At 42.0% G+C, this 23,542-nt stretch carries 25 protein-coding genes; 9 read left to right on the top strand and 16 right to left on the bottom strand.

The annotated features are described in order from the left end of the window. Window positions 1-14: 14 nt before the first annotated feature. The 3 genes from CSQ79_RS04395 to CSQ79_RS04405 form a co-directional block, all read right to left on the bottom strand. A complete protein-coding gene (locus CSQ79_RS04395; protein WP_099699980.1) occupies window positions 15-1,460 on the bottom strand; it encodes a sugar transferase in 1,446 nt (481 codons plus the stop codon). A 766-nt stretch (window positions 1,461-2,226) separates the two neighbouring features. Further along, window positions 2,227-4,530: a putative PEP-binding protein gene (locus CSQ79_RS04400; RefSeq protein WP_099699981.1), complete on the bottom strand. Its 2,304-nt coding sequence runs from the start codon at window positions 4,528-4,530 to the stop codon at window positions 2,227-2,229. 109 nt (window positions 4,531-4,639) lie between these two features. Further along, window positions 4,640-6,856, bottom strand: coding sequence for a CHASE domain-containing sensor histidine kinase (locus CSQ79_RS04405; protein ID WP_099699982.1), 2,217 nt, complete (start codon window positions 6,854-6,856; stop codon window positions 4,640-4,642). 332 nt (window positions 6,857-7,188) lie between these two features. On the opposite strand from CSQ79_RS04405, the gene CSQ79_RS04410 reads away from it, so the two are divergent. Then, window positions 7,189-7,650, top strand: a complete 462-nt coding sequence (locus CSQ79_RS04410; protein ID WP_099699983.1) for an MgtC/SapB family protein — start codon at window positions 7,189-7,191, stop codon at window positions 7,648-7,650. 26 nt (window positions 7,651-7,676) lie between these two features. Here the strand turns inward: CSQ79_RS04410 and recF are convergent, their stop codons facing one another. Both recF and CSQ79_RS04420 read right to left on the bottom strand, forming a co-directional pair. After that, complete coding sequence (gene recF, locus CSQ79_RS04415) at window positions 7,677-8,789, bottom strand: DNA replication/repair protein RecF (protein ID WP_099699984.1); 1,113 nt, start codon at window positions 8,787-8,789, stop codon at window positions 7,677-7,679. Between the two features lie 104 nt (window positions 8,790-8,893). Next, window positions 8,894-11,710, bottom strand: coding sequence for a cation-translocating P-type ATPase (locus CSQ79_RS04420; protein WP_099699985.1), 2,817 nt, complete (start codon window positions 11,708-11,710; stop codon window positions 8,894-8,896). A gap of 454 nt (window positions 11,711-12,164) precedes the next feature. On the opposite strand from CSQ79_RS04420, the gene CSQ79_RS04425 reads away from it, so the two are divergent. The 3 genes from CSQ79_RS04425 to rpsU all read left to right on the top strand — a co-directional run bounded on the left by CSQ79_RS04425 (window position 12,165) and on the right by rpsU (window position 15,015). Next, window positions 12,165-13,838, top strand: coding sequence for a transglutaminase domain-containing protein (locus CSQ79_RS04425; RefSeq protein WP_099699986.1), 1,674 nt, complete (start codon window positions 12,165-12,167; stop codon window positions 13,836-13,838). 390 nt (window positions 13,839-14,228) lie between these two features. Next, complete coding sequence (gene rbp, locus CSQ79_RS04430; protein WP_099699987.1) at window positions 14,229-14,546, top strand: RNA-binding regulator; 318 nt, start codon at window positions 14,229-14,231, stop codon at window positions 14,544-14,546. Window positions 14,547-14,835: 289 nt separating this feature from the next. After that, on the top strand, window positions 14,836-15,015 hold the full coding sequence (gene rpsU / locus CSQ79_RS04435) for a 30S ribosomal protein S21 (protein ID WP_015188793.1): 180 nt from the start codon (window positions 14,836-14,838) through the stop codon (window positions 15,013-15,015). A 175-nt stretch (window positions 15,016-15,190) separates the two neighbouring features. On the opposite strand, the gene CSQ79_RS04440 is transcribed toward rpsU, so the two are convergent. The 5 genes from CSQ79_RS04440 to psbH all read right to left on the bottom strand — a co-directional run bounded on the left by CSQ79_RS04440 (window position 15,191) and on the right by psbH (window position 18,265). Next, a complete protein-coding gene (locus CSQ79_RS04440) occupies window positions 15,191-16,078 on the bottom strand; it encodes an SDR family oxidoreductase (protein WP_099699988.1) in 888 nt (295 codons plus the stop codon). Window positions 16,079-16,266: 188 nt separating this feature from the next. Then, a complete protein-coding gene (locus CSQ79_RS04445) occupies window positions 16,267-16,860 on the bottom strand; it encodes a TetR/AcrR family transcriptional regulator (RefSeq protein ID WP_354000895.1) in 594 nt (197 codons plus the stop codon). A 110-nt stretch (window positions 16,861-16,970) separates the two neighbouring features. Further along, entirely contained in the window at window positions 16,971-17,600 is a 630-nt protein-coding gene (gene pth, locus CSQ79_RS04450; RefSeq protein ID WP_099699990.1) for an aminoacyl-tRNA hydrolase, read from the bottom strand. 35 nt (window positions 17,601-17,635) lie between these two features. After that, the gene (locus CSQ79_RS04455) at window positions 17,636-17,908 is read right to left on the bottom strand and encodes a TatA/E family twin arginine-targeting protein translocase (protein ID WP_099699991.1); all 273 of its coding nucleotides are present in this window, start codon (window positions 17,906-17,908) and stop codon (window positions 17,636-17,638) included. Between the two features lie 147 nt (window positions 17,909-18,055). Further along, window positions 18,056-18,265 (bottom strand): photosystem II reaction center phosphoprotein PsbH, encoded by a 210-nt coding sequence (gene psbH / locus CSQ79_RS04460; RefSeq protein WP_099699992.1) that lies wholly within the window; start codon window positions 18,263-18,265, stop codon window positions 18,056-18,058. Between the two features lie 86 nt (window positions 18,266-18,351). Between psbH and psbN the strand changes: the two genes are divergently transcribed. Then, on the top strand, window positions 18,352-18,483 hold the full coding sequence (gene psbN, locus CSQ79_RS04465) for a photosystem II reaction center protein PsbN (RefSeq protein WP_015188789.1): 132 nt from the start codon (window positions 18,352-18,354) through the stop codon (window positions 18,481-18,483). Between the two features lies 1 nt (window position 18,484). Here the strand turns inward: psbN and CSQ79_RS04470 are convergent, their stop codons facing one another. From CSQ79_RS04470 to CSQ79_RS04480, 3 genes are all read right to left on the bottom strand, one after another. Continuing rightward, window positions 18,485-19,186, bottom strand: coding sequence for a class I SAM-dependent methyltransferase (locus CSQ79_RS04470; RefSeq protein ID WP_099699993.1), 702 nt, complete (start codon window positions 19,184-19,186; stop codon window positions 18,485-18,487). A 284-nt stretch (window positions 19,187-19,470) separates the two neighbouring features. After that, a complete protein-coding gene (locus tag CSQ79_RS04475; protein WP_099699994.1) occupies window positions 19,471-19,752 on the bottom strand; it encodes a type II toxin-antitoxin system RelE family toxin in 282 nt (93 codons plus the stop codon). Further along, a complete protein-coding gene (locus CSQ79_RS04480; protein ID WP_015188787.1) occupies window positions 19,733-19,945 on the bottom strand; it encodes a hypothetical protein in 213 nt (70 codons plus the stop codon). Before CSQ79_RS04480 ends, CSQ79_RS04475 begins: the two co-directional genes overlap by 20 nt. Before the next feature lie 184 nt (window positions 19,946-20,129). Here CSQ79_RS04480 and CSQ79_RS28575 point away from each other — a divergent pair, with 184 nt between their 5' ends. Then, a complete protein-coding gene (locus CSQ79_RS28575) occupies window positions 20,130-20,201 on the top strand; it encodes a DUF4351 domain-containing protein (protein ID WP_502693910.1) in 72 nt (23 codons plus the stop codon). A gap of 177 nt (window positions 20,202-20,378) precedes the next feature. Here CSQ79_RS28575 and CSQ79_RS27405 read toward each other — a convergent pair whose 3' ends face one another. Further along, complete coding sequence (locus tag CSQ79_RS27405) at window positions 20,379-20,579, bottom strand: hypothetical protein (protein WP_289500534.1); 201 nt, start codon at window positions 20,577-20,579, stop codon at window positions 20,379-20,381. Then, a complete protein-coding gene (locus tag CSQ79_RS04495; RefSeq protein ID WP_099699995.1) occupies window positions 20,576-20,842 on the bottom strand; it encodes a type II toxin-antitoxin system Phd/YefM family antitoxin in 267 nt (88 codons plus the stop codon). Before CSQ79_RS04495 ends, CSQ79_RS27405 begins: the two co-directional genes overlap by 4 nt. Before the next feature lie 295 nt (window positions 20,843-21,137). On the opposite strand from CSQ79_RS04495, the gene CSQ79_RS04500 reads away from it, so the two are divergent. From CSQ79_RS04500 to CSQ79_RS28580, 3 genes are all read left to right on the top strand, one after another. Further along, on the top strand, window positions 21,138-21,422 hold the full coding sequence (locus tag CSQ79_RS04500; RefSeq protein ID WP_289500537.1) for a ribbon-helix-helix domain-containing protein: 285 nt from the start codon (window positions 21,138-21,140) through the stop codon (window positions 21,420-21,422). Beyond that, window positions 21,401-21,772, top strand: coding sequence for a type II toxin-antitoxin system PemK/MazF family toxin (locus CSQ79_RS04505; protein WP_099699996.1), 372 nt, complete (start codon window positions 21,401-21,403; stop codon window positions 21,770-21,772). The genes CSQ79_RS04500 and CSQ79_RS04505 overlap by 22 nt, the downstream gene beginning before the upstream one ends. A 359-nt stretch (window positions 21,773-22,131) precedes the next feature. Beyond that, window positions 22,132-22,245 (top strand): DUF4351 domain-containing protein, encoded by a 114-nt coding sequence (locus CSQ79_RS28580; RefSeq protein ID WP_354000897.1) that lies wholly within the window; start codon window positions 22,132-22,134, stop codon window positions 22,243-22,245. A gap of 270 nt (window positions 22,246-22,515) precedes the next feature. Here the strand turns inward: CSQ79_RS28580 and CSQ79_RS04520 are convergent, their stop codons facing one another. Further along, entirely contained in the window at window positions 22,516-23,532 is a 1,017-nt protein-coding gene (locus CSQ79_RS04520; RefSeq protein ID WP_099699997.1) for an ABC transporter substrate-binding protein, read from the bottom strand. Window positions 23,533-23,542: the final 10 nt, after the last annotated feature.

The following is a 23,542-nucleotide window of genomic DNA, read 5'->3' on the forward strand; positions in this document are numbered from 1 at the left end:
CAAGGTGAATTTATTTAATAAGCACCTTTCTTACCGACAATCACCATCACAGTTTGCAGCAAGATTTGCATATCTAACCACAAAGACCAGTTTTCCATGTAAGTGACATCTAAGCGAATCACTTGTTCAAAGTCAGTAATATCTGACCTTCCAGAAACTTGCCATAATCCTGAAATTCCTGGTAGAACTTCTTGGCGAATAAAGTGGTGTTCTGAAAACTTCTCAACATCTCGCACTGGTAAAGGACGAGGACCAACTAAGCTCATTTCGCCAAACATCACATTAAACAGTTGTGGTAACTCATCTAAGCTGTAACGACGGAGAAACTTACCAACACTAGTAATCCGAGGATCGTCTTTAATCTTGAAAAGAATTCCATCTTTGTTTTCATTTCTTGCTTCAAGTTCCTTTTGCAACTTGTCTGCATTGACAACCATCGTCCGGAACTTCCAAACCTTGAATGGTTTACCATGTAGACCAATGCGAGTCTGCTTGTAGAAGATGGGACCAGGAGAATCTATTTTAATCAGTAACGCAATCAAAAGGTAAAGCGGTGATGCTAGTAAAACAAAGCTAGTTGCACAGACAAAGTCGAAGCAACGCTTCATTAAAAAGTCACTACCAGTAATTAATGGTGGAGATAGCTTAAGTGCTGGCAATCCTCCCACCATCTTGAGTTCTAAGTTTCTTTGAATTCCTTCTAAATCAACATCTATGGGCAAAATATGTAGGGTAATGCCTGCATTACGTAGTTTCCAGTAGAGAAACATTCGGCTTTTGATCGATGCCCACGAGCAAACAAAGACTTCCGAGACTCCTAGACTACAAATCTGCTCGATTGTTGCATCTAAGTTCTCTTTGTCTGCTACCAAAGCACCTACATCCGCCCATCCCAAGATTTTGTAGCAATTTTCTCTGGCGATAAGTCGATTTGCCTTCTCTTTGTCTTCTGGTCGAGAAATGATAAACGTTCGATAGCAAACAGCACCTTGCTTGCGGACATACTCAACTGTGCTATCAAATGTAAAGCGAGCAATAAACGTCAGTGATACGCTCAATGCCCACGACAAAATGAACGTAGAACGAGAAACAATACCACCAGGCTGGTAGAAAAATGCAACCAACAGTAGCAGTAAGTGTGAGATTGTTAATGCTTTGACAAGATTAAAGTAGTCGCGCCGCTCTTGCCTTGCATCATATAATTTTTTTGCTGCAATTAAACCAACTTCAGTTGCGAGGATCGGCAAGATATAAAACGGATTGTATGCTGTACTCCAGGGTGAATCTGCTGGGGTGCCAAGCTTTTCCGCTAGATGCCACGCTGTATACAACATAGTGACATCGAGCGACATCAATGTTATTACACGTAACCACCTAACACCTGTGCCGCGCCTTAGTCTAGTGAATACGGGAGCGCGTAAATCTAATTTATTCAGTGATAAGGAAGTCGTAGACGTCATTAGCTGCATCTCCACCCTAGAACTTAGGAAAATTTGTTGTCGCCATTACACAAGAACTTAATCATACTTTGCGGTTTCCCCAGTAATAATTCGGAATTGCAATCACTACAAGGTACATTTTTTTACAAACTTATTCAATATACTTTGAGAAAGATGTGCAATAAAGCAGATTTGCTGGGCGACGTTTACCGGAACTTGGACTTGGTCTTTAAAAATAAGTTCCACAACCTAATTAACTTTTATGTTGCACATACATAACGAAACTACACATTTAGAAGACTTATATGTCTTTATTCGGCAGAAATCAGACTTTTTAGTTAATTTTAGTAAACATATTACCTCGGTTTAACGCCTCTGAGTAAATTTGCACGGTGGTTTTTTATTGTTAATGAGTACTACACAACAGTTTAAGCATGACTTTTCTTATCAGAAATGAACCAAAATAGTGTGTATTTCAGGTTACACTTCACATAAATTTTATGAAGGTAAGTCACAAAAGTGGCAACTTTCCAGTATTCTTTACATATTCTTCATAAAGACAACTGAGTGATACTGAGAATTGCATATTAACCTGTTGGTAACTTTACCGAATCCTTCATGAAATTTCCCTAGAACAGCTACATCAAAAAAAACTCCAATCAATATTTTTTGCACCATCCTTAAGAGAGATTTAAGTGTAGTAAATCTGATTAGTATAGAGAAAAACACACAGCTTTTAGCTGAGAACCTATCAAGGAGCTAGCAATGTACAGAACAATCTACTTTTCTAATATTTCAGATTTTCCCCTATATTTTCTGTAGCAAACTTGCTATTTTCTGGTTGTAATTGGTGACGAGCGTGTTCTAATAGCAAGCGTTGTTCGGCGCGGGCGATCGCATGATACGTTTGTTCAACAGCGTCTGCTTCTACAGAAATGGCAGTAATGCCCCAACGTACCAAAGAGTCAATGATTTCGGGATACAGTACAGGTGCTTGACCACAGATAGAGCAAGGAATGCGTGCTTGTTTTGCTTGGAGAATAATTTGGGCGATCGCCTGCATCACAACTGGATGGCGAGCATTAAATACAGTTGTTAATCCCAAGTCGCGATCAACTCCAAGTAGTAACTGAGTTAAATCATTTGTACCAATGGAAACCCCTTGGACGCCAGCTTTAACATATTCCGGAAGCAAAAACAACACTGATGGGACTTCTGCCATAATCCATAGCTGAAAATGTGGAGATTGAGTTAATCCAACTTGCTCAACGCGCTGACGACAAAAGACAAATTCCTCAACAGTACGGATAAATGGCAAAATTAAGTGAACGTTATCGTAACCGGATTGGCGTACAGCCGCTAAAACGGTGAGTTCCAAATCAAATAGTGTTGGATCTTGCAAATAGCTCAAAATACGATTGCGACCAAACACAGAATTAGACAGTAATTGAAACTCTGGCGATCGCCAATCGAGCGAACGATAAAAAACAGGTTTAGGAGCAAACGCTTTGACAAATTGAGAAATGCATCCTTGCCAACGTTCGAGTAATTGTTGTTTATGCTGTGGCAACCATGCTTGTAAATGTTCTTTCTCTAGCATGTTCAGTAGCATCATCTCAGAACGTAATAAACCCAAGCCATCAACTGGTAGATTTGGCACTTTATCTAACAAATGCGGCTGACTGAAGTTGACGAGGATTTGAGTTGCAATAGGCACTGTAGGAATATGAGAGGTATGCAGTGTTGGATTGATTGGTTGAGAAAATGCTTGATCGGGCTTGTTGCCAGACTGTCCTAAACGAATTTCACCGCGCCTTCCATCTAAATCAATCAAGTCATTGGTTTGAATTATCTCAGTGGCATGAGATACACTCACGACTGCTGGAATTCCAAGCTCTCTTGCCAAAATAGCACTATGCGAAGTTAAACCTCCGCGTTCAGTCACAAAGCCAGCAGCGTGTTGTAATAAAGGCAACCAATCAGGTGAGATTGTGGTGGCGACAATAATCACTCCTGGGGGCAAGTATGACGGTTTTTGTTCAAGATTGCTGACAACATAGGCAGGTGCGATCAAGTGCCCTGGTGCTGCTGCTAGCCCTTGTAGCAATGAGGGAGAAGGTGATTGAGTTCCAATTGGAACATTGTGGCATTGTGTAATGACCAACTGTGGAGTATCGGTATCTCTGAACTCAAATGCCCACTCGTAAGCTATTGCTGCATGTGTTGTGCTTGATTCTTGCCCAAGACGAATGAGTTGTTGTAATTCCTGCTCTTGCAGCGCATATTGTTGTTTGTTGAGTAAATAGACTTGCAATTCATCTTGATGAGCAAAAGGGATAAGATGTGTGAATTGTGCAGGTAATGGTAAGTCAGCAATACCATAAGCAATTGTTTTATGACCCAATTGCGATCGCACTGTGCCATCACCGACTAGATAAGAGTCGGGAATAACTTCTCCACGAGTAATTGCTAGCCCTAAACCATAAGTTGCTTGAATTTCTAACTGAGTAACTTGACACTTTAATACGCCTGATGCGAGCGCATTATGCAATGGTTGCACGAGAACAGCAATATCAAGTTGCCGTAATTCAATACCAAGATGCCGCCAATAGAATAAATTTTTAGCACTGAATAGTTGACTCCACATTTGCAGCAATTTTTGGGCGATTGCTTCTGAATTATTACTACTGACTTGCGCTAGCAACACGTTTTGCTGATTTTGTAGTGTGTCTTCTGGCAACAAAACTTCAGGATAAAAAATTAGTACTGGTACGTGCCAACTATTCGCCGCTACTGCGATCGCCTCACTCAGATCAGTTACTGAGAATTTTTGAATTGCTTGACGTAATTTTTGTGCTACCTGCTGCAATTGCTGCCAATCATCAACATCAAGGTGAAAATAAGTATCAAACAGTTCAGTCATTTCAGATGAACTGAAAAGACGATCTGAAAATTCTCGCCCTACCTGAGTCACCACAAAACCTGGTTTGACTGGATAGCCACGTTGTAGTAACTGGCTAAGTTGTAACGCTTGAACGCCTACTAAAGTGTGTTCCGAATGAATTTGCTCCAGCCAGTATATTTTTTCCACATTTCTATAGTTCAAGAATTAGCAATTGCGCAAAAAAGTGACTATGGTTGCGATGCACCCCAAGTACTGCACTGTATATGTTATTGTCAGTGCTGAATAATACGAATAGTCAATGTATTATTCTCCTTCGTGTTTGCTTAGGCGCTAACAGATCTTCTGTGATGACTTTTTTTTGAGGGCTATTCCACAAAGGTAGTTTGACAATGAAAGTTGCTCCGCGTCCAAATCCAGCACTACTAGCACGAACAGTACCACCATGCAATTCTACCAGTTGACGAACAATCGCGAGTCCTAGCCCTAAGCCACTGCTAGAGCGAGTCGTCGCCCTTTCAGCTTGTCGGAAGCGATCAAAGACATAGGGCAAAAACTCAGGGCTAATGCCAATTCCTGTGTCGCTGACTTGAATTTCAAGAAACTGATCGATGCAATTCAGTTTGACTTCTACTTGACCACCATCAGGAGTAAATTTGACTGCATTTGATAGTAAATTCCAGATAATTTGTCGTAAGCGATCGCGATCGCCCCAAACTATGCCAATCGCAGCAGCGATCGCGCTGTTAATCTGAATGTTCTTAGCTGCGGCAGCTGGTTGTACAGAGTCAATTGCCTCAGCAATCGCTTCTGCCATGTCTACAGGGCACATCTGTAAGTATAATTGACCACGCATTAAGCGAGAAGTATCTAATAAATCTTCAATAAGTTGTGTTTGCACTTTGGCATTGCGCTCAATCACTTCTAAGGCTTTATCAGCCTTTGCTTCATCCATCCGGCGACTACGTAACAATTGTACCCAGCCGAGGATGGCATTTAAAGGCGTGCGGAGTTCGTGTGATACAACAGCTAAAAAGTCATCTTTCAAGCGGTTAGCTTCTGCAAGTTCTTCAGTTTGATGTCGTAAAGTATCTTCTAAGTGCTTACGCTCTGTTAAATCCAACACAAAAGCAATACAAATATTTTGAGCGCCTTCGACTGTTGCACCACCTAGTAAAACAGGAATACGACTGCCATCTTTACGAATATATTCTTTTTCAAACGGATGACAAGCTCCCAGCGTCCTAATTTCTTGACTTGCGTGCTGATCTAAATGATGATATTCAGGCGGTGTCAATGTATCCCAGCGAAGTTCTTGCAGTTGATCGCGTTGGTATCCCACCATATTTAAAAAGGCGTCATTTGCTTCGATAATTTTGCCGTCTAAATCAGCAGTAATAATGCCAATAATGTTAGCCTCTATTAAACAGCGAAAACGCGATTCACTCGTCCGCAGTGCTGCTTGCGATTGGTGCATTTGAGCAACAGCTGTTTCAGCTGCAACTTTAGCGCGGGCTTGCGATCGCGTTAGTCCGAATAGCACCATACTAACCGCGACTCCCCCACAGAAAATATATGGTACTAACCCTGCTTCTGAAGCACTAGCAAACTCAGGGCGTGTACTGAACACCAAACTCCAGGTTCGCCCAGCAATATTAATAGTTGTCGTTGTTGTTAAGCGCGATCGATAGTTATCGTTGTTGTCATTCGAGCTATGCAGCAAATTTTGAGGAATAATTTTGGTTCCATCATAGACTTGAAAGTCTACATAAGAGTGTTGCTCTTCGCTAATCACATCGCGCAGCAAGTCTTCTACACGAAAAGGACTATAAACAAATCCCTCTAATGCGGTTTGCCTTTGCGCCACTGTTTCCAATTTAGAACCATTTCTATATATAGGAAAGTAAATGAGAAAGCCTGCTTGTTTATAGTTATCAATTTCTTGTACAAGAGTTACTTTGCCTGATGCGGCTGCAGTACCAGTGTCACGCGCCCGTTCCATTGCTGCACGACGGACTTTTTCAGTAAACATATCAAACCCAATAGCCGCTTCGTTTCTTTGATCTAACGGTTCGAGGTAAATAATTGAGTGATACTCGCTACGCGGGTATTTGGGGCGAATGTTAATTTGTATTCCTTGTTGACGCAGTTGAGTAATGAGGGCATTCTGATCAGATGTCGTTTTAAGAGAAAAACCGATACCTTGAATTCCTGGATAGCGATCGCGTAACTCTAACTGTTGTACATAAGCACGAAAATCCTCGCGAGTGACTTGATCGCTGGCTGCAAATAAACCGCTTCCACCCCTTAGCAGTGAAATATAAGTATCTAAACTATTTTTAATATCATCTTTGGTAAACTCAACTGCATTGTCAAAACGTAACTGATCTTTCGTTCTCGCTGTCAGTGCAACGTAAAAAGTCGCAATTGCAGTGAGTAACAAGGTTACTACCAAGACAAAATAAGGAATCCAAGTGCGACGCGGCTGGCGTGATGATGATAAATCCGGTTCCATGTAAAAATTTTACTTGCGCAATCCACCTCAGTGGAACTACTCATGACTCGCAAAATATATGCGGATGAGTTGAATTATGAGCCTAATACTTTAATAATATTCGTTATATGTAGATTAGCTAACTTGTGCCATAAATCAGCAACAACCAGTAAAAATACATTGCTAAAAACAAAAACACTCAAGACAGGATTTACAAGCTAGCATACAGAATTTGCGATCGCGTACCCCTAACACTCAAACTTCTCCTATCGACATAGTTCTTTAGTCGTAAAAAAGTGATTCACTCTTATGTATAAATTAAATTTGTAACTTTAGTTGAAATTAACAAGATATTGACAAGTACTTACTTTGTTTCTCCTAATGACATACCGAGTGTTGTTTTTAGAGTATGTGTTGCGCTAATTGTAGGAGCAATCATTGGCTTAGAGCGTCAACTACGTAATAAACCAGCAGGTTTAAGAACTCATATGCTTGTGAGTTTTGGTTCTGCTTTATTTGTCCTAATTCCCCTACAAATGGGGGTACATTCAGATAGCCCTGATGCAGTTAGCCGTGTTATTCAAGGTGTTGCGGCTGGTATTGGTTTTCTTGGTGCTGGAGAGATTCTACGTGCGACGCGCGATCAAGATGGCGAACTTGCTAATATTCGCGGGTTAACTTCTGCTGCTGCGATTTGGGTTTCTGCGGCTTTAGGAGTTGTGTCTGGATGTGGATTGTGGCAATTGAGTTTAATTAGTGCGATTCTCGGTTTACTCGTGCTGAGGGTTTTTAAGCAAATTGAACGAAGACTTTAAAAAAGCAAAACTTTTGCTTATTTTGTCTAGCCACTCGTTATTCCTCCTGCTTGAACGTGCAGAATTTGAGATGCTTTGAGCCACTGAGCATCAAATGAGCCTAAGTGAGTAGTCGTAATCAAAGTTTGAAATCGATCTTGAATGGCATCAAGTAACTGATTTTGACGATGAAGATCGAGTTCAGCTAAAACGTCATCGAGTAGGAGTAGAGGTGATTCCCCAACCACTTCTTCAATTAATTTCAGTTCTGCGAGTTTAAGTGCGAGAACTAAAGTTCGTTGCTGTCCTTGAGAACCGTAGGCGCGTGCTGGTGTTTGATTAATTGTCAATTCTACTTCATCGCGATGAGGACCAACTAATGTTGTTCCTTGGTGTTGTTCGGCGATCGCTCTACTGGAAATCTTTTCGATAAATGCTTGCTGTAACTCATCGAAATGATCGTCTGTGACTACATTGGGTGCGTATTTAACCTGCAAAACTTCAGTGCTACCACTAATACTTTCGTGCCAATTAGCCGCAACCGGAGCCAAAAGTGCGATCGCCCGCGATCGCCTTCTAATCACTCTAATACCTGCACTAACTAATTGCTCATTCCAGACTGTTAGTTCTTCTAAACTCTGTCCATCTGAACTCTGAATTTTTTTTAATAAAGCATTGCGCTGTCGCAACACTTGATTATACTGTTGCAAGATATGCGCATACACAGGCTCTAACTGAATCAACAATGTATCCAGCCAAGTGCGACGCTGATCGGGGCCACCACGAACTAAATCTAAATCAAGACTAGAAAACTGTACTGCATTGAGAATACCCAAAAAGTCCATCTGTCGCCTAATATTTTCGCTGTTGAGCGCAACAGTTCGTCTACCATTACGGCGGAGAGTGAGCGATAAGTCAGTGATACCAGTTTGACGCTCTAATGTGGCACTAACTTTACTCATCAATTCTCCTTCACGAACCAAATCGCGATCGCGTGTGCTGCGATGCGATCGCAATGTTGCCAGTAATTCTACCGCCTCTAATAAATTTGACTTACCTTGCGCGTTATTCCCTACCAAAATTGTTTTTGGAGCCAAAAAATTAACCCACTGCTCTTGATAGTTACGAAATTGCTGTAGATGTAAGGTTTTTAGGTACATAGTTATAAAAGAAGCAGGGAAGCAGGGGAGTTATGAGTGTTGAGTTTTGAGTTAAAAAAATTCTTGTAATTCAAAATTCAAAACTCAAAATTCAAAACTCGCAACTAGCGTCTTTTTACTACACGGAAGAATAACTTTTCTAATTCAACCCAGACAAAGAGTAAAGTACTAAAACCAAAGCAAATTGCGAGTTCTAGTGGACTGAGCCAGTATGTATCAAAAAATGCTCGTAGTGGTGGAACGTAAACAAGCATAAGTTGCAAGATTGCTGTTACAACAACAGCGGCTAGGAGATAATGGTTTGAGAAAGGATTTTGTTCGATTGTCAATCTTGTATTAGAACGAACGGCTATTGCATGACCCATCTGTGCTAAACACAAGGTAGTAAACACCATAGTTCTCCATGTTCTAGGATCGCGCGGGTACTCTGGTGCATTGGTATGGTAATAAGCCCATACCATCAAGGAGATTGAGATGATCGCAAAAACAATGCCAATGCGAATCATGTAAAAACCCAATCCTCTTGCAAAGATACTTTCACGCGGACTAAAAGGAGGACGTTTCATCACGTCTGGCTCAGCGGGTTCTACTGCTAAAGCAAGTGCAGGTAAACCGTCAGTGACTAAATTCATCCACAAAATTTGTAGTGGACTTAAGGGTACACCACCCAACCCAATTAAGGGTGCAGCAGCAACAGTCAAAACTTCACCAATATTACTGCCAAGAATGTATTTAATAAATCGGCGAATATTTGTATAGACAACTCGACCTTCTTCGGTAGCGGCGACAATTGTCGCAAAGTTGTCATCAAGCAGTACCATGTCGCTTGCTTCTTTACTGACATCAGTTCCGGTAATTCCCATCGCAATGCCGATATCGGCTTGTTTCAGTGCAGGTGCATCATTGACACCATCACCTGTCATTGCTACAAATCTGCCACGTTGTTGTAACGCCTGTACAATGCGTAATTTGTGTTCTGGAGAAACTCGTGCGTAAATACTGACAAGATCAACTTGTTTTTCAAGTTCCGGTTGGCTAATGTGTTCTAATTGTTGACCAGTCAGAACGCGATCGCTTAACTGAGCAATGCCTAAATCGGCGGCGATCGCTTGTGCGGTTAATTGATGATCTCCAGTAATCATCATTGGGCGAATTCCAGCTTCTCGACAACGGGCAACAGCTTCGCGGACTTCGGGGCGTGGTGCGTCGAGCATTCCGACTAATCCTAGCCAAATTAATTCTCGCTCGGATGTGTCTTCGGAACCTTCTTCGGGTAATGCGGCAAGTGGTTTATAGGCAAAACCTAGTACTCTTAAACCTTTACCTGCCATTGCGTTGTTTTGTGCCAAAATCTCTTGTCGTTGGGCTTCAGAAAGTGGTGTGGAGCGATCGCCACAATGAATGCGCTGACAACGTGCTAGCGTTAATTCAGGAGAACCTTTAGTAAACATCAAATAAGGCGTTGCATTGCCCAAAGCCAGAGAATCGTTCTGTGCTTGATACTCGGCACTACAGATCACGCTCATTCGTTTGCGTTCCGAAGAAAAGGGAAACTCTGCCACGCGGGGTAATCGTGCATCCCACTGATCTTTTTCGATACCTGCTTTACCTGCAAGCGATAGGAGTGCGCCTTCTGTGGGATCTCCTAGAATCGTCCACTGTTCTTGTTCTGGCTGCAAAATCGCATCATTACATAAAGCACAAGCGATGAGTAATGCTTGAAGTTCAGGATGTTCGTCAACTTCGATGTTTTGACTGTGTAATAGAAACTGTCCGTGGGGGGTATATCCTTCGCCAGTGACTTGAAAATTTTTATTGTGAACAGCAACTGCTTGCACCACCATCTTGTTTTGTGTCAAAGTTCCCGTTTTATCCGAGCAAATCGTTGTGACACTACCGAGAGTTTCAACGGCTGGTAGTTTACGAATCAATGCACGACGGCGTACCATCCTTTGTGTTCCAAGTGCTAAGGTAACAGTGATCACAGCAGGTAAACCCTCTGGTACAACAGCGACTGCCATACTCAAAGAAACTTCAAGCAATTCATCAAAGTTCCCAAAATTAAGGTTTGTTAAATCAAAGTTACTGTTTTGCAGTATTCCGCCAACAACTACTAAAGCAACTAAAATCAGCGAACCCCCGACGAGTACGTTTCCTAGTTGAGACATCCGCTGCTGTAGAGGTGTCGGTTCACTTTCTACCGACTGAATCATTGTTGCGATCCGCCCTAGTTCAGTCTGCATCCCAGTGCCAGTAACAACCACTTTGGCACGTCCTTGCACAACTTCAGTGCCTTGAAACACCATGTTGACGCGATCGCCAATTCCAGTATCTTCTTCTAGTTGAATATCTGCTTGTTTTTCAGCCGCTTGAGCTTCTCCGGTAAGTGCTGCTTCGCGAACTTGTAAATTCTGTTCTTCAATCAAGCGCCCATCTGCGGCTAGCTGTACTCCTGCTTCCAAAAGCACAACATCTCCTGGCACAAGTTCTTTCGCCTCGACTTCCACAATTTTGCCGTCGCGGATTGTGCGGACTAATGGTGCAGAAAGACGTTTGAGTGCAGCTAAGGCTTTTTCAGCGCGACTTTCTTGTAAATAGCCGAGAATACCATTGAGAACGACAATTAAACCAATCGCGATCGCATCTTTGGGGAACTCATTATCCTGTAAGTCTAAAAATGCTGAGATGACTGCGACAGCAATCAGCATCACCAACATAATGTTTTTGAACTGATCCAGAAAAATGACCCAAGAACTACGACCACCCGTTTCTGTAAGTTCATTAAGTCCGTATTTGCGTAATCTCTGTTGAACCTCTTCTGAGGTTAAACCAGTACGATCGCTAGCTAATAGTTGTAAAGTCTTATCAACATCCAAGGTGTGCCATACAGGTGTTGAATCAGGCAAAGAATGTGCAGACATGAAACAGCTCTCGGCAAAGGAGTATAGACATTAATCATAGATTAGCTACTACCTTTGAGCTATGTGTATCTAAACTCATCCTCCTATCTCATCTGAATTCGTTCTGTGGCAAGAAGCCAAGGGCTGCGATCGCGATCTAGTTTAGGTAAGCTAATAAAAATTAATACTTTAGGTAAGGTAAAAATAAATGTAACGTGAATGCTGGTAATTGGTAGCAATTAGCTGTTAGTAGTAGTTAGCGGTTAGCACCTGTTTAGCTAAATTGCCAAGTGCTAAAAGCTTTCCCATTACCTATCACCAATTACCCATTACCTAATATCTGTAGTGTTCCTGCTAAACAGTCAAAATTTCTGCTACAGATTTAGGATTAGACTCAGTAGGGGTGTATTGTTCTACTCAAATCCTTGTCAATCAAAATATCCAGGCATTCAGCAAAGGCGTACTCATTGTGTCTATGATTGCAACACCCACTTCTTCTACCAACTCTTTATGGCGCACAATCCGACCAATCGGTGCTGCGACACTGCATGGCATAGCGTTTGTAGATGGCAAAGTTATTGCTATCGATACGATCAAAGGTCATTTACTAGAAATTGATCCTGCTAATGACAATACAACAATTATTAATCCTCATGCTACTGCTGAATTTTTAGATGCGACTGGAATAGCACTGTGGGAAAATACACTCTGGTTAACGCGGGAGAACACAGTTTACTGCTGTCAATTTGGTGAGTTTAAGTTGCAAGAATTCGTGACTTTACCATATCCTGCAAACGGTGTTGCTGTGTGGCAAGACACAGTTTATGTGACTTGTCAAAAGATGGGTGACATTCTGATTTTTGATCGGCAAACAAAAAGCCAAATTACCCAATTTTTCGCCCCAGGGGTTGGTGTAGAAAATATTACAGTTCGTGATGAAGAGTTATGGGTTTGCGATACAACTGAACAAAGTGTTTATTGTCTTGACCGCGCTACCGGAGACATTAAATTTAGTGTATTAACTCCGTTTGCTTCTCCTACAGGTTTAGCATTTTATCGCGATCAGGGTAGTGAAACTCTTTATGTCGCCTATGCTGATGAAGAAGCTTATATTCGCGATAATCCGAATGCCGAACCATCTCACGAATTAACTTATCGCGATCGCACATTTATTCATCCTTTAGACTATCACTACAATCCTACTGAGCATTTTGCTGTCTCCAACGGCTACTTACTGGAGATGATTTATACTGAGGAAATTGCCCCGCTAGAAGATGTTTCTGCTTTGCAGCAAGTAGAATGGCGCATTGCTTTACCAGCAGAAACTGATCGTCAAAAAGTCAAACACATTGAACCTGTCGGTTTACCCTTCACAGAAGAAGTTGTAGAAGGACAGCGAGTAGCAGTCTTTAAATTTGATAGTCTTCAACCCAGCGAAAGACATATCTTTGGCTGGAAAGCATTAGTCGAGGTACGCGGAATTAAGTATCGTTTAACTCCCAGAGATGTTGAAGATCTTCCCAACTTATCACTAGAGTTTCAATCCCGCTATTTAGTAGATGATGATGAATTAGCGATGGATCAACTCGTTGTCCGTCGTGCAGCGAAAGAAGCTGTAGGAACAGAAACAAATCTTCTTCGTAAAGTTTATAAAATTCGTAACTATGTTTATGACGAACTATCCTACGGAATTAAACCACATATTGATACACCTGATGTCGTTTTAGATCGCGGTATTGGCTCGTGTGGCGAATATGTTGGTGTCTTACTTGCATTATTGCGTCTTAATGGTATCGCTTGCCGGACAATTGGTCGATACAAGTGTCCGCCGTATGCCGAACAGCAAGGGATTCCGCTGCAACCAGATTTTAACCATGTTTGGCTAGAGTTTTATGTACCAGGACTAGATAAGTGGCTACCTATGGAGTCTAATCCTGATGATGTGGGAGAAAATGGTCCTTATCCTTCACGCTTTTTTATGGGATTAGCTTGGTATCACATAGAAATTGGTAAAGGAATACCATTTGAAACAGTCACTAGCAAAGGTTTACCGCTAGAGGACATTTCGCTTGGTGATATTGCAATCAACCATATCCGTTTCACCATTGTTAAAGAGTTGCTACCTGATTCAAGAGGAGCGAGGGAGTAGGGGCGAGGAGCGAGTCAAAGATTGAACCACAAGATTTCCCAGTTGATGTTTTTCCCCTCGTTCAAGAAGTCCCTGACTCCTCGCACCCTTTTGCCATCGGGGGCTTTATACTGATTAACGGGGCTAGTTTTGTTGTATCTTCCCCTCGCGCTCCTACTCCCTCGCTCCTCGCCCCTTCTTCGGTAGAGTACAGTGGCACTCAATTGTAAATTTGAATTGCTCTTACCCCTTACTCCATACCCTTCACGCTAGATTTTGTGTTAAATTAGCAGCCGTGAGTCAGATTCGGTTGAAAGCTTTGTTTTTGACTACAGAACGTTTTTTCTGGGTTGACAGGCATATCTCCGGAACTGGAGCTTTACAACGAAATTGATTTTTTGGAGATATTGAATGTCGATCTACGTAGGTAATTTATCCTACCAAGTTACTCAAGAAGATATCCTTGCAGTTTTTGGAGAGTACGGTAACGTTAAACAAGTTCAAGTTCCTACTGACCGTGAAACAGGTCGTCCCCGTGGTTTTTGTTTTGTAGAAATGTCTTCTGAAGCAGAAGAAACCGCAGCGATTGATGCTTTAGATGGCGCTGAGTGGATGGGACGTAGCTTAAAGGTAAACAAAGCCAAACCCCGTGAAGACAGAGGTAATCGTTTCAGAGACAATCGTAGTGGCGGTGGTAATGGCAAATTTTCGCCGCGGGGACGCTATTAGGACGTGAGAGGTGAGGGGCAAGTGGTTAGTAATTAGTTTTGAGTTTTGTTAGCGTAGCGGTGCCTTAGCACGTTTTGAATTTTGAGTTCTCAAGAGTGTTAGATTTTGAATTTTGAATTAAAAGAAGTGTCTTAACTCATAACGAGTAACTCTCTTAACTCATAACTCCCCAGCTTCCTTTGCTTTCTCTGCTCTACAATTGACCTCTGATCCATCTTTAAGCTGAACTTTTAGATCGACCTAAAGCAGCACTACAATTTAGATTAGTTGTATTCAAAAAGGAGCAATAATGACCCAAGTGGTTTTAGGAGAAAATGAGGGTATTGACTCAGCTTTGCGGCGATTTAAACGCCAAGTTTCAAAAGCTGGCATTCTCGCAGATGTGAAATATCATCGGCATTTTGAAACACCCCAAGAAAAGCGCAAGCGTAAGGCAGTTGCAGCTCGACGTAAAAGACGTTTTAGATAAGATTATTACCAGTTGTGCTTGACATCGTTCAGTTCGGCAAGTCACTGGAATAACATCAAAAGTATTTATTGATGTGAGCAAGCGGACTTTGTCATTGTACACAAGTCCGCTTTAGTTCTTGTTATGCTTCTAAGTTTCCTTTCCAACGCTCAAAATTGCTACAACAAGTCAGAAGTTAGTTAGTGACAACATAGGAACCTCTTGTTAATTCATCGACTAGAGAAGGGGCTTGAGGCTGCCAATTTAATATTTGTTGGGCTTTCGCTCCGCTTACATGTTGATCTAACACAAGTGCATCGGCGAAAGCTCCCATTACAGTCCTTGCCTCATCTAGCTGCCAAGACTTTACCTGACCTGGAATTCCTGCTGCATAGCTGACGAGTTGTGCGATTTCACCTAATTGCATCACTTGATCGTCCGCAGCAATAAATATTGAGCCTGATTCAGCTTCTAACGCAGCTACATAGTAATGGGCTAAATCATCGACATGAATTAACGTCCAGCGATTCTCGCCTGTGCCAACGTACTGCACAACACCATACTGACGCGCTGCTTCTACCATCATGCCGATAATTCCGCCACCTCGACCATAAACTAATGCGGGTCGGATAACGATCGCCCGAATGTTGCGATCGCGAGCATTCAACACCAGCGACTCCAGATGCGATCGCCAAGCAATCAATGGAGTTGGATCGAGGGGGCTATCTTCAGTTGCCACTTGATTACCTGTATTGCCCAACAGCCAAATCCCAGTTGTGTAGATAAAAGTTTTCCCTGTACCGCTCAAAGCATCTAAAATCGTTTCTACTGCCAACTGTTCAATCTGTGGCATTTCTGCATCATTAGTAGATGCAGCATGAATCACAGCATCAACTTGTTGAAGTGCTTCAGCCATGCTTGTAGGGTTGCGTAAGTCTCCGCGCAATGCTTGAATATTGCGATCTAGTTTGTGAACTGCATCATCTGAACGCGCTAATCCTATCACTTGATGTCCAGAGGCTTGTAAAGCTTCTGCTACAGCACTGCCAATGTATCCAGTTGCGCCTGTTACGAGAACTTTCATTGTCATTCTCCAATACTAAAACTTAGTTGGTTGACCAACCAATAACTTGAAAATTAAGACGCCCTCTGACTAAAGTCGGAGCTATCCAAGCAAAGTGTACCTTCGTACACTAAAACAAGATGTCTATTAGTAAGTCCACCTCCGTGGACTTTGTTTGTTTAGCTGTGAATTCGTTCGCAAGCACATTCTTATTGATTCTTCAGTTGAGCCACAAACATCTGCGTGAGAACCTGATAGGCACTGTCGAGATCGAATTGTGGATCTACCAGTTTTTGAAGTGCCAAACCATCAAAAGATGCAAGTAACACAGCGGCGACAGCTTCAGGATTGGCGATCGCGTCTCCAGCAATTTGCCGCACTAAGCGAGCAATACATTGCCGCCCTGTGGAAAGCATCAGGCTAGTCGCATCATGGAAGTTAGAATTGCGTAAGCCAAGGGCAAACAACTCACATCGCAAACGAAACCACTCTGGTTCACTAGTAACGCGCTGTTTAGGCTCTATAAACGTGACTTCTTGCAACTGCTCTTTAGTTAATTCATTGCACCATCGCTCAACTTCCTTGACATATCGTTCTCCAGCCTCAATTAAGACTTCCTGAAGCAGATGATCCTTACTCTCGAAGTAGTAGTGAATTAAACCTGGAGCAACACCAGCTACACCCGCAATTTCTTTCATCGTGGCTGAATCGTAGCCCTTTTCAGCCAAAAGTTGATATGCCGCTAAGACAATTTGAGCACGATTATCTTGATTCTTGAGAGTAGACTTCTTATTCAGATACAGTTATTGGTTGGTTGGACAACCAAATACTAACACTAATCTTATTTTTCTGCAACCCTCAAAGATTGTTACTAAAAACTTAATGTCAGTGTACTGATATATAGCGAGTCAGTCTAAGAATCTTTAGTAGCAACGACAGTGTTATAGCGATTCATGGCTTTTTCTACTCCCTGCTTCAAACACAGTTCAACACACTCAACTACTAACGGTAAAAGCTTAGTGACAACTTGATTTTCTGTTGGAGAGAATCGTCCTAAAACATGAGAAATTGTTTTACCATTGTTAGCAGCTTGTTCTGGCTTACCAATGCCAATCCGTAATCGGGAAAAGTTTTGCGTACCGAGGTGGGCGATCGCACTTTTCATGCCATTATGTCCCCCCGCCGAACCTGATAGGCGCAACCGCATTTTTCCTACAGGTAAATCCATATCGTCATAAATGACTAAAATCGACTCTGGAGGCAGTTTATACCAATCAGTAACTGCACGGATTGCCTGTCCTGAAAGATTCATGTAAGTCAGTGGTTTCAGTAAGCGAATTTTTTCACGGTTTGGGCTGATACCTTCGCCGAATTCTCCCTGAAACTTGCGATTTTCTGATAAGGGGATATTCCAGGAACGTGCCAAAGCATCCACCGCCGCAAAGCCGATGTTGTGTCGAGTTTGTTCGTATTTAGGTTCTGGATTCCCCAATCCGACAATTAGTTGAGGAACAACCACTGATTGTGCAGCAGCCTTTGTCATGACTAGGTTATCTAATTCCTTCTCAACTCCCAAGCTTAGCTTTGTGAGGACGAAGTTGTATTATTTTCTGAAGCTTCAGCCGCTGCAATTTGCTTTGGTTCTAATTGTGCTGTTGTTTGTACAGCTTGCTCAATTTGTTCGGCTTCGCGTTTAAACTCATTTTCAAACTCTTTAGAAGCTTCTTGAAATCCACGCACTGCTTTACCCATGCTACGACCAATCTCTGGTAGCTTTTTAGGTCCAAAGATTAACAGTGCCACAATCATAATCAAAGCCATTTCTGGTAAACCTATTCCAAAAATATTCATGCTTCAGTTCTCCTTTATTTAATCTGTATTTACTAATCACTAGTCACTAGCCACTCACTACCCAGTCTCCAGTATAAAACCTCATAAAAAAACCCCGTCAAGTCGGGGAAATAAAAAGGGTTATTCCAGCTTTGTTACCAAAAGAAATTAACCACCCATGTTTGTCCAATCTGGAGAAATATCTGGTCTTTCAAAGAGCAGCGAGGAGTTGTAGATTTGTAGAATAATCAGCAGGAATACGAAAAATAACACCATAAATACTGCCATCAATGGCGTTGTTCCCCAGCCACGGGTCACTTTACCATACTCAGAATTCAAGGGTTTGAGAATATCTCCCAACCAAGTCCGTTGTGCCATGAGTCACCTTAAGATTCGTTGCAACAGCATTTTTTAATCTTCTGTAATATTCTATAGGAATAGCACTCATAATTTTAATCTAGCCCATGGAACCCGCAACAGTTCTTAGCATTTCTCTCGCCGCCATTGTGATCGCGATTACAGCATTGTCTATCTATACCTCATTTGGTCCTCCTTCTAAGGAGTTGAGCGATCCTTTTGAAGATCATGAAGATTAAGTCACGCTTGGTTTAGAGGACGTTTGAGCGCGAGTGTCAATCCATCAGCGATCGCTACTAAACTCAGTGCGACTCGCTGATCGCGATGCAGAAATTGATTCAACTCTCGAATTGCGATCGTACATGCATCATCATCAAAATCAGGATCGATGACTCTGCCACACCAAAGCACATTATCAATCGCGATCAATCCACCTGGACGGATGAGTTGCAGAGATTTCTCATAATAATCTTTGTACTCGACTTTATCAGCATCAATAAAGACAAAATCAAAGGTTTCTGCCTGTCCATCCAATAGCAGTTGATTCAGAGTTTCGACCGCAGGTGCAATGTGCCAGTCAATTTTATGCGTGACACCTGCGGCTTGCCAGTAGCGACGCGCGATCGCGGTATCCTCTTCACTTATATCACAGGTAACTACGATGCCATCTTCGGGTAACGCCAGTGCCAACCACAGCGTGCTGTATCCCGTGAATGTACCGATCTCCAGCGTTTTCTTGGCTCCAATAAGCTGCACCAGCAATGCCATAAACTGTCCTTGCTCAGGAGAAATCTGCATATCGCCTTCAGGATGTTGGGCGGTTTCTTGCCGTAGTTGGGACAAAATTTCGGTTTCGCGTAGGGAAACAGAGAGCAAGTAGTCGTAGAGATTAGGTTGGAGTTGTCCAGCAGCGTCGGTGAGATCTAGGGTTTTGTTTGACATAGTGGTGTGCTTTTACAATAAAATTACGAATTTTCTTAAGAGTGGTGTTGGTGATGGTACAGTCTAATCGATGGCTTCACCTACCGAGCAGCGATGAGCTTCCCTGACGGCGATATTTGACATCCGAAGAACAGCTTGCCCGCTATCGCGAACGATTTGGTGAATTGCGATTACATCAGTGAACAGTAAAATTGATAACTGATAGAGGAGTGCTTTTTTCTAAGATATTAAACTCATATGCAAAGATAAAAATACTACCCATAATTGGGGTAATACATAGCTATTTATTTTTTATAAATATCTCCTCTCGCACCAATTGCATAAATTTCGATATCTTTGGATTCAATATCGACTGTAAAAATAATCCTATTTTTACCTATACGTAATCTGTAAAATCCCTCCCAATCACCTTTCATTTTTTTGATATCTAGTTCTGTAAAGGGGATAATTCCTTGTTCTTCGATAGCAATAACAATTTTTTTGAGTTGTTCGCGAATATTTTCAACATCTTCGGGATTTGCTTTTTGTAAAAACTTAATTCCTTGCTTACGAAACTTTATTGCCATTTTTTAGCCAATCAGTCATATCAATTACTTCATCATCCGCATATAAAGAAGGTACACCGAATTCGGCTTCAAGTTCGCACTGTTCTTCATCGCTTACGTAAGGTATTAGAATTTGACACAGGTGAAATCTTTCTTCTTTTAAAACTTCGCGCATAGTCTCTTTAATCAATGCTTTTAATTCTTGAATTTCCACACTTATACCTGTTAATCAAAGTTAAATTATATATTCATCGTACCTAACTTCAGTTTTTGATAGGGGAATTTGGGCAAAAATAGCAGACTATAATATTTCAGGAATCTGTTTCCAAATTGCATTTCCTTTATTACTTTTGATATAAAGTTGTATAAAATCTATTAAGGCTGTAGCACTTTCTCAGTTGAGTGAAGCATTGTTGGATTTTACGAGTGTGGATGATTTACAAGCTTGGTTGGAGAAAAGATCGCACTGATGGTATTGCATTGCCTCTTTGTTTACTCGTTTACCGCCTCACCTTTCCTCAGTAGTCTCCTAGCAACTTTTCGAGCAGCGTGTAGATGTCCTTTTTATCTTTATCCTTGCGCCGACCAATGCCAACCACTAAAACAAGCACTTGTGCCTGCTCAACTTTGTAGATGATGCGATAGCGCTACCCAACAGCCCGCACACTCCGAAATCCTGCAAGATTGTCTACCAGGGCTTTACCTTGCTTTTCTGGCTCAGTCTTAAGCTGGTCAATGCGTTCTGCTAGCTTCGCTTGTTCTCGCCGATCTTTAATCACAGCCAACATTTCTAGTGCCAGTGGTGTTAGTTGAATCTCATATTCAAGCGGATTGGACGATTCGCTCATAGTCCTAGCTGTGCTTTGGCACTCTGCCAAGAAATCCTGTTGCCTTGTTCTAATTGCAAGATACTTTGGCGCAGTTGAGTGACAAACTCAGTATCGCTGAGGATGTCCAGTGTTTCCAACAGGGCTGTGAGATGGTTGTAACTAAGAGCAGCGATCGCAGGAACACCATCTTGGGTAATAATGATGATGGGTTCTTCGGTCAGTTCATCAGCTAAAGTAGGGAGTTGCTGCTGAGCTTGGGCGATCGTGAGGCGTTTTGGCATAGGAATAGGGCTTGGTGAGCATTGAATTTATTCTAATATTACGGGGCATTGAAGCGGATTTTACTACAAGGGAATTGACTTAATCTGTCGCCTGGGAGCGTCACCTCCTTAAATTTTGTCGTGAGAGAACGCGCTGAGTAGTGAGGAGGCGATCGCCTTAATGTTCTGGTCGTTTTTCTGATGGAGCAATTCTGCTATGGCCTATGGCCAGCAAGCAACGCAGAGGCTTCGCCAACGCCGGATTGGCAGATGAATAGGGTGTGTTTAAGCATGAGTTTAGGTCGCATGATACATTATGAATACTTACTCTCAATGTGTATTCTTAATCGCAATGGTCTATCGCCGAATTAATATCACACTCCCTACAGAAACGCTGCAAAAGATTGACAGTTTTGCCCCCAAGGGCGATCGCAGTCGATTTATCCATGCTGCAATCCAGGCTTACCTCGCTCAGGTTCAAACAGAGAAACTACGGCAACAGTTAAAAGAAGGGGCGATTTGTCGGGCTGAGCGCGACTGCCAGCTTGCTGAGGATTGGTTTTCCCTTGAGGAAGAGGCATGGCAGCAAAACGCAAATTAACCTATCCTACGCGGGGAGAGATCTATCTGGTTAGCTTCGACCCAACGGTTGGGACTGAAATTCAAAAAACACGACCAGCCCTGGTTCTGCAAAACGATATTGCCAATGAATATAGTCCCATTACGATCGTTGCTGCAATTACTTCCCAATTTGGTGATCCGCTGTATCCAACTGAAGTACTGGTTCGCTCACCAGAGGGTGGCTTAACTGTAGATTCGGTGGTTCTGCTCAACCAAATTCGCTCGATTGATAAACAGCGATTGGTCAAGCGCCTTGGCAAACTAACTGATGAAACAGTAGCGCTAGTCAATCAGGCAACGCAGATCAGTTTGGGATTGATTGAAATCTGAGGACAAAGATTTTACGGCGATCGGTTTTGAGGTTTTGGGGACATAGCTGTATTCTCTTGCTGAGTAATTGCGTGAGGGTGGAGAGGTTGATCTCGATCGCCTTTGCAGATTGGTCTTCGGGGGAGCGAACGCAGATTTGCAGATAAAGCAGGTGTGTTTGGGCATGAGTTATGGCGGAATGGTAGATGTTTCTGGGCGATCGTCAATTAAGCGTTGCGGTTGGCAGGAGAACTACAGGAGTGAATCTCTAAAGGCTGTTATTACTAAAATTAGATAAAGCTTTTAACAGTTTGCTCATGCTTCGTTTGGGCGCTGAATAGAGATTTTGTCGGAAGCGGTTGGGAGAATTCTCCTAGGAGATACGTGCGTCGGTTTCGGGTTTGCTATTGTCTGCATTGGAATTGAGTGAGGCATTGTTGGATTTTACGAGTGTGGATGATTTACAAGCTTGGTTGGATGAAATATCGCACTGATGATGAGGTTGCATCGCCTTTTTGTCTACCTCTTTTCATATTTCCTCAACAGATTAGTCTTTGGAAGAAGGGTGACAGATTTTGCAAACAAACAAGATGTGTTTATGCATAGGTTTATGGTGCGTTAACTAAATATTTGTACAAGTCATCAATCACTGCATCAGCTGCAGATGGATATCGTCCTCTCCAAACTACAGGGTCTACATGATAAACACGATTTTGTTGAAATTGTAGGATTTGCAGATGAATAACGTGAGTTTGAACGTCGGTTTAGGGCATATTGATTAAGTATTTCTCAATGTCATCTAGTACTACATTAGCAGCAAGTATATTGTATCCTCGCCAAGCTCCTTCACTAACAATATATACCTGATTTTTTTGAACTGCTCTCATCTGAGACCATAGAGGTTTCTGCTGAAATTTCTTAAGGATTGATTCATTATCTCTTTCTGTTCCAATAAATAAAACATCACTATCAAGTTCCGGTAGGGCTTCTTCGGAAATTGGGAGTTCATCAGAAATTGGGAGAGAATTCTGAGATAATGTATTAGATAGCGGAACTGGAGGAAACTGAAATCCAACATCACTCAATATTTCACCAGAAAAAGAATCTTTGCTAGAAAGAAATAATAAATAACCATCATAAACTTGGAGATATGAAGCATTAAGTTCACCGTGCTGATGATTCATTTTCTGTTTCAGTTCTTCAGCACGATGTCTGTACTCGTCTATTAGTTGATTGGCAATCTCTACTTTGTTAAGCATTGTTGCCGCCTGAATAAATTCTTGTTTCCAATCATATGAACCAGATGAAGTTTTTATCGTAGGTATTAATATTGTGGAAGAGATTTGTGATAGTAGCTTATAATTTTTTTGACTTATGTCTCTAGACCAACCAATAATCAAGTCAGGGTTTAACAACAATATTTTTTCTAAATTTGGCTCGCGGTTAATGGTTGGAATCGCTTCAACTCCCTTTAGCCTATTCTTGATGTATGAAATATCAAAGGAATCTTTACGTGCGAAGACTGCAATGGGTTTAACATTTAGTGCCAGGGCATAAGACAAAGCCTGACTATCTATGATGACAAGTCGTTGTGGATTGAGAGGAATGCAAGTTTCTCCCATTGCGTGTTGCATCATTCGGCATTCATCTGCTGGAGGTTTGGCAGACTGAGGATTGGGAGAATGAGCAGTGTGACTGATGCAAGCAGTGGTTAATAAAGCTATCAGAATTCCCACTAGAAAAGACCGAAGTGAGGACAATCCAAAGCTACGTAACTTCATAGCAGATGTT

Source organism: Gloeocapsopsis sp. IPPAS B-1203 (assembly GCF_002749975.1).
Lineage (GTDB): Bacteria > Cyanobacteriota > Cyanobacteriia > Cyanobacteriales > Chroococcidiopsidaceae > Gloeocapsopsis.

Bases quoted from the DNA above. Each gene is read 5' to 3' on its own strand.
- psbH (WP_099699992.1), bottom strand. From the start codon at position 18,265: ATGGCACAACGGACTTGGTTGGGAGATATTCTCAAACCCTTGAATTCT.
- CSQ79_RS04420 (WP_099699985.1), bottom strand. From the start codon at position 11,710: ATGTCTGCACATTCTTTGCCTGATTCAACACCTGTATGGCACACCTTG.
- CSQ79_RS04440 (WP_099699988.1), bottom strand. From the start codon at position 16,078: ATGAAAGTTCTCGTAACAGGCGCAACTGGATACATTGGCAGTGCTGTA.
- CSQ79_RS04505 (WP_099699996.1), top strand. From the start codon at position 21,401: ATGGCAGCAAAACGCAAATTAACCTATCCTACGCGGGGAGAGATCTAT.
- CSQ79_RS04520 (WP_099699997.1), bottom strand. From the start codon at position 23,532: ATGAAGTTACGTAGCTTTGGATTGTCCTCACTTCGGTCTTTTCTAGTG.
- recF (WP_099699984.1), bottom strand. From the start codon at position 8,789: ATGTACCTAAAAACCTTACATCTACAGCAATTTCGTAACTATCAAGAG.
- CSQ79_RS04470 (WP_099699993.1), bottom strand. From the start codon at position 19,186: ATGTCAAACAAAACCCTAGATCTCACCGACGCTGCTGGACAACTCCAA.
- CSQ79_RS27405 (WP_289500534.1), bottom strand. From the start codon at position 20,579: ATGAGCGAATCGTCCAATCCGCTTGAATATGAGATTCAACTAACACCA.
- pth (WP_099699990.1), bottom strand. From the start codon at position 17,600: ATGACAAAGGCTGCTGCACAATCAGTGGTTGTTCCTCAACTAATTGTC.
- rbp (WP_099699987.1), top strand. From the start codon at position 14,229: ATGTCGATCTACGTAGGTAATTTATCCTACCAAGTTACTCAAGAAGAT.
- CSQ79_RS04455 (WP_099699991.1), bottom strand. From the start codon at position 17,908: ATGAATATTTTTGGAATAGGTTTACCAGAAATGGCTTTGATTATGATT.
- CSQ79_RS04500 (WP_289500537.1), top strand. From the start codon at position 21,138: ATGAATACTTACTCTCAATGTGTATTCTTAATCGCAATGGTCTATCGC.
- CSQ79_RS04475 (WP_099699994.1), bottom strand. From the start codon at position 19,752: ATGGCAATAAAGTTTCGTAAGCAAGGAATTAAGTTTTTACAAAAAGCA.
- rpsU (WP_015188793.1), top strand. From the start codon at position 14,836: ATGACCCAAGTGGTTTTAGGAGAAAATGAGGGTATTGACTCAGCTTTG.
- psbN (WP_015188789.1), top strand. From the start codon at position 18,352: ATGGAACCCGCAACAGTTCTTAGCATTTCTCTCGCCGCCATTGTGATC.
- CSQ79_RS04405 (WP_099699982.1), bottom strand. From the start codon at position 6,856: ATGGAACCGGATTTATCATCATCACGCCAGCCGCGTCGCACTTGGATT.
- CSQ79_RS04395 (WP_099699980.1), bottom strand. From the start codon at position 1,460: ATGACGTCTACGACTTCCTTATCACTGAATAAATTAGATTTACGCGCT.
- CSQ79_RS04425 (WP_099699986.1), top strand. From the start codon at position 12,165: ATGATTGCAACACCCACTTCTTCTACCAACTCTTTATGGCGCACAATC.
- CSQ79_RS04495 (WP_099699995.1), bottom strand. From the start codon at position 20,842: ATGCCAAAACGCCTCACGATCGCCCAAGCTCAGCAGCAACTCCCTACT.